The following is a 4,988-nucleotide window of genomic DNA, read 5'->3' on the forward strand; positions in this document are numbered from 1 at the left end:
GATAATAGCAGATACCTTCGGGATAAAGCTTACGATAATAGCGAATACGGCTGCGATCCGGATGACGCGCGGGTCATGGACACGGCTTAACTCCAATACGCCGGTGTTCTCGCCGTAAGTGGTGTTCGCAGGTCCGCCCAGGAAACCAGCCATGGAGGTAGCCAGACCGTCGCCCAGCAGGGTTCTGTGAAGACCCGGATTTGCGATGAAGTTCTCTCCTACGGTAGCGGAAATCGCGGACATATCGCCCACGTGCTCCATCATGGTAGCGATGGCGATGGGCGCCATAACCAGAATGGCGGTTACGTCAAATTTGCAGATCTGAAGAGGCGGAACTCCTACCCAGCCGGAAGTAGCGATGGCTGAGAAGTTCAGGATAGCAGAGCCGTCCGGATTGGTCATGCCTGCCATGGTCATCAGAAGAGCGACCACATAGGAAATCATAACGCCCATCAGGATGGGGATAATCTTGAACATTCCCTTGCCCCAGATATTGAATACGATGATGACAGCCAGAGCAACCAGTGCCAGGAACCAGTTGGTGGAAGCATTGTTGATGGCAGATCCTGCCAAGCTCAGTCCGATACAGATGATAACCGGTCCGGTCACAACCGGCGGGAGGAAACGCATCACGCGCTTTACGCCTACCAGGCGGATAATCAGGGCCAGTACCAGATACAGAAGACCTGCCACTACGACACCGCCGCAGGCATAAGCCGCTTTGTCATTGACGCTCATGGTGGCGTACATGCCGGTATCCAGATGTGCTACAGTAGAAAATCCACTCAAGAAAGCGAATGAGGATCCCAGGAATGCCGGAACCTTAAACTTGGTGCAGACATGGAACAGCAGGGTTCCAAAGCCCGCGCAGAACAGTGTTACAGCTACGGTCAGTCCTCTTGTCGGTCCCTCTCCGCAGGCATCCACGAAATAGCTGTTGACCAGAATCGGAACCAGAATCGTAGCTCCGAACATGGCGAACATGTGCTGCAGACCCAGAATCAGCATTTTGGGTACGCCCAGTTTTCTGGCATCACGAATTACTCCATTTGATTCATTCATAACGTTCTCCTTCGTTTGATAAAATATACTTGTTTATAGTAGCTTAATCTTATTTATTATAGTGACATTTGTCCTCTATTACAAGAACTTTTTCACCGAACCGCTGAATTTTTCGTCTCCCGGGTAATATAGAAAAAAGTCAGCACAAAAATAATCCCTTTTGCAATGGATGTGGAGGAGAACGCCCACCAGATGCCGGTCAGGCCCATGCATCCGCCCAAAAGAATGGCCAGCGGAATCCGGGCGCTGGTGAAGGTGATGCTGATGACACTGCACAGGCGGGTCCGTCCGAGGCCCGATAAAGCGCCCACTGTCATCAGCTCTTCGCACATGAAGCCCTCGCAGAAGCCGATGATAATCAGATAACCGACTGCAATGGAAATGGCTTCCGGCTCATAGAAAAAGATTTTCGCAATGGGCCCGGGCAGTAAAACAAAGGCCAATGTGATCAAAAATCCCCAGACTCCCACAGTCCAAAGTGAAGCCCGGTAGCCTTTTTTTACCCGGTCCATTTTTCCCGCTCCATAATTCTGGCCGATAAAGGCATTCAGAGCCGCCGCGAAGCCATCTGCCGTATTCCAGGAGACGGATTCAATCTGACCGCCCACCCGCTGTACCGCCACCGCTGCTGCGCCGTAAGCGGACACCATCCGGGTCAGCACCATGGAAATGGCGCAGTAAGCCATGCCCTGCAGGGCTGTGGGAATACCGATTTTACAGATGCCCTTCAGATATTTCGACGGGATCTTCGCATAGAGGTGAATGCCCTTCAGCACATTTTCATTTTTCCGGAACACCACGCCCAGCACCATGATTCCCATTACGATAAACTGTGCCGTCACGGTAGCAATGGCAGCCCCGACCGCTCCCAGCTTCGGAAACGGACCAAGTCCCAGAATCAGCACCGGATCCAGAATCATATTGATCGCCAGACCGATGAGGTTCGCCACAAAAGGCGTCTTGGAATCGCCCTGGGCTGTATACAATCCGGTCAGTGTCAGTGTCAGAAATGAAAATACCAGCAGACCGCAGGCCACCCGTGTGTAGGAAAAGGCCGCATCCAGCGCTTCCGGATCCGTCAGCTTGAAAAAGCCTACCAGCGGATGCAGAAATATCACACACATGGCTGAAAAAGCCAGTCCCGTCAAAAGTGACAGCTGCACTGCTGCCTGGGCGTAGCCATGGGCTTCTTCCCAATCGCCCCGGCCAATATACTGGGCCACCTGCACCTGACCGCCCATACGGGACATAGATGCCAATCCTTGCGAAAGCCAGATATACATACCGCCCACTCCGACGCCTGCCACAGCCTTAGAGCCCAGCTGTCCTATCCAGGCCATATCCGTAATATTATACAAAGTCCCAAGGAAAGACGAAGCCATGATGGGAATCGCAAGCTTCGTCAATGTTTTCAAAATTGGACCCTTCGTCAAATTTCCTTCCAATGCCTCTTCCCTTTTCTCTCTTGTTACGGCAGAGCGCGCAAAATCGCCATACCCTCTGCCAGATCGCCGATTTTCCGATAATAATTCACATCCGGCTCCAGATCCCGGAAGCCCGGCTGTGGGACATAAACAGTCCGAAGTCCGGCCGCCCGGGCTGCCTTTACGCCGCTGAGCGAATCCTCAAAGGCGATAACCTCGGAAGGCTTTAAGCCCCCCCGCTTCATGGCCAGCCGATACAGATCCGGCGCCGGTTTTCCTGCCTGTACTTCATTTCCAAAAGCTGTACAGTCCAGCATCTCATAGATTCCGTGAAAACGCAGCATTTTCTCCGCCCGTTCCCGCACGGAACCGCTGGCCACACCTACTGTCATACCCTTTTCTTTCGCCAGTGTCACGATTTCCTTTGCGTAAGGCATCAGGGGCATACGGCCATCCTCCAGCGCCCCGGCCAGATATCCGTCGCGGATCGCGCGCAGCTCCGATGTAAGACGCGCTTCTCCGGTCACGCTCTCAATCGCACGATCCAGATCCTTTCCGCCGATGCCGTTCCAACTGTCCAGTGTCTCATCCGAAATGGGAATCCCCATCTTATGAAAGGCCATCTTCCAGCACTGGGCATAAAGACGCTCGGAATCAATCAGACAACCGTCCATGTCAAAGATAACGCCCTTGAAACGGCGTTTTCTCTTATTTTTCTCCTGCATTTCCTTTTGTTGCTCTCGATAAGTCTCGTAGAGATCCGGCCGCCGCTCTTTCGTCCGCAGAATAGATAGCTCCTGCCGCCAGCCTTCAATATTTGTGTGATTTCCGGACAACAGCACCGGCGGTACCTCTTTATCGTGCCACACCTCCGGGCGGCTGTACTGGGGATATTCCAGAAGTCCGTCCTGGAAGCTTTCAAACTCCGCGGACACTTCATTATTCAGCACCCCCGGCACCAGCCGGGAAATGGCGTCGATCATGACCATAGCCGGAAATTCCCCGCCGGTCAGCACATAATCGCCAATGGATACATAGTCTGTCACAATCTCTTCCAGCACACGCTCATCAACGCCCTCATAATGGCCGCAGAGGAAAATCACATCCTCTTCCTTCGCCAACTCCTCCGCCATGCCCTGATGGAAGGTGGTTCCCTGGGGCGTTACATAGATGGTCCGGGCTTTTTTCCCGATTTTCTCCGTCACCGAAGCCCAGGCCCGGTACACCGGCTCAGCCTGCATGACCATGCCCGCGCCGCCGCCGTAGGGGTAATCGTCCACTTTATTGTGCTTATTGTCTGCAAAGTCACGAATATTGATGGCATTCAGACCAATCGTTCCATTTTCGATGGCCCGGCCTGTGATGCTGGTCTTTAAACCATTTTCAATCATTTCCGGAAATAAAGTCAGCACATGATATCGGTTCATCAAAGCAGGCCCTCCGGGATACGCACGATCATTTTTGCAGCTTCCACGTCCACATCCAGAATGCAGGACGGAATCGCCGGAAGCAGGATCTCTTTTCCTTCGTCCGTCTCTACCACATATACGTCGTTGGCGCCGGTCTGCAGCACATCCGTCAGGGTGCCGAGACGCTTCTCCTCTTCATCGTAGACGTCCATGTCAATCAGATCCACGATGAAATTTTCATTTTCCGCAAGCGGCACCGCCTGCTCTCTATCGATTAAGAGATCTTTTCCTCTGTATTTTTCGATTTCGTTAATGTCCTGAAATTCCTGAAATTTCAGAATAACCTGATTTTTGAAAAACTTTATGCCGGTGACCTTCAGAGGCATATAGTCTTTTCCTGTGTCCAGATATACCTTTTTCAGCTTCCGGAAACGCTCCGGATCATCCGTGGTCGGGAATACCTTTACCTCGCCCTTCAGACCATGTGTGGATGAAATGACGCCTACACGCAGATACTGTTCCATTGTGTTTCCTCCCTTTTTGTCATTAATAATAGAATCCTGCAAGGCAGGATTCTCCGCCTTTTATACAATAGTTCCTATTGTATAAAAGAACAGCGGGTGTCTCCACCCGCCGTCTGTGCGGAATTCTACTGAAGAATCTCCACAACTACTTTTTTCTCTTCCTTAGATGACGCTGCCTTGACAACGCTGCGAATGGCCTTGGCGATACGACCCTGTTTGCCGATTACCTTGCCCATATCAGAAGGCGCTACGCGGAGCTCGACCAGAATGGTTTTCTCATTCTCTGTCTCCGTAACGACAACCTCATCCGGATGCTCCACCAGTGATTTTGCAATCACTTCTACTAATTCTTTCATTCGATACCTCGATTATTTCTCTACGCCTGCTGCCTTCAGGATCTTGCCTACCATCTCAGTCGGCTGAGCGCCGTTTGCAAGCCACTTCTTAGCTGCCTCAACGTCTACCTTGAAAGTACTCGGATCTGTGCTCGGATCGTAGGTACCGATCTCCTCGATAAAACGACCGTCTCTCGGGGATCTGGAATCTGCTACGATGATTCTATAGAAAGG

The 4,988-nt window shown here is 51.9% G+C and carries 6 protein-coding genes and 1 pseudogene; all 7 read right to left on the reverse strand.

The genetic code is table 11. The annotated features are described in order from the left end of the window. Window positions 1-1,062: uracil-xanthine permease family protein (locus ACTRC3_RS11440; protein WP_440323155.1), on the reverse strand; the 1,062-nt coding region annotated here is incomplete at its 3' end. Window positions 1,063-1,154: 92 nt separating this feature from the next. After that, the gene (locus tag ACTRC3_RS11445; protein WP_440323156.1) at window positions 1,155-2,507 is read right to left on the reverse strand and encodes an MATE family efflux transporter; all 1,353 of its coding nucleotides are present in this window, start codon (window positions 2,505-2,507) and stop codon (window positions 1,155-1,157) included. A gap of 23 nt (window positions 2,508-2,530) precedes the next feature. Beyond that, window positions 2,531-3,211 carry an HAD family hydrolase gene (locus ACTRC3_RS11450; RefSeq protein ID WP_262670646.1) on the reverse strand — a complete coding sequence of 227 codons (681 nt, stop codon included), beginning with the start codon at window positions 3,209-3,211 and terminating at the stop codon, window positions 2,531-2,533. Continuing rightward, window positions 3,191-3,913 (reverse strand): annotated as a pseudogene (gene trmD, locus ACTRC3_RS11455) (tRNA (guanosine(37)-N1)-methyltransferase TrmD); the annotation flags it as partial. The pseudogene trmD and the gene ACTRC3_RS11450, both read right to left, overlap by 21 nt. Continuing rightward, window positions 3,913-4,419: a ribosome maturation factor RimM gene (gene rimM / locus ACTRC3_RS11460; RefSeq protein ID WP_178038692.1), complete on the reverse strand. Its 507-nt coding sequence runs from the start codon at window positions 4,417-4,419 to the stop codon at window positions 3,913-3,915. The gene rimM and the pseudogene trmD, both read right to left, overlap by 1 nt. Window positions 4,420-4,544: 125 nt before the next feature. Then, window positions 4,545-4,775, reverse strand: a complete 231-nt coding sequence (locus tag ACTRC3_RS11465; RefSeq protein ID WP_158362258.1) for a KH domain-containing protein — start codon at window positions 4,773-4,775, stop codon at window positions 4,545-4,547. 12 nt (window positions 4,776-4,787) lie between these two features. Continuing rightward, on the reverse strand, window positions 4,788-4,988 hold a 201-nt coding region (gene rpsP, locus ACTRC3_RS11470), incomplete at its 5' end, for a 30S ribosomal protein S16 (protein WP_440323157.1).

The organism is Laedolimicola sp., from assembly GCF_051972735.1.
Taxonomy (GTDB): domain Bacteria; phylum Bacillota; class Clostridia; order Lachnospirales; family Lachnospiraceae; genus Laedolimicola; species Laedolimicola intestinihominis.

Coding starts and splice junctions, on each gene's coding strand:
- rimM (WP_178038692.1), bottom strand. CDS start 4,419: ATGGAACAGTATCTGCGTGTAGGCGTCATTTCATCCACACATGGTCTG.
- ACTRC3_RS11450 (WP_262670646.1), bottom strand. CDS start 3,211: ATGCAGGAGAAAAATAAGAGAAAACGCCGTTTCAAGGGCGTTATCTTT.
- ACTRC3_RS11465 (WP_158362258.1), bottom strand. CDS start 4,775: ATGAAAGAATTAGTAGAAGTGATTGCAAAATCACTGGTGGAGCATCCG.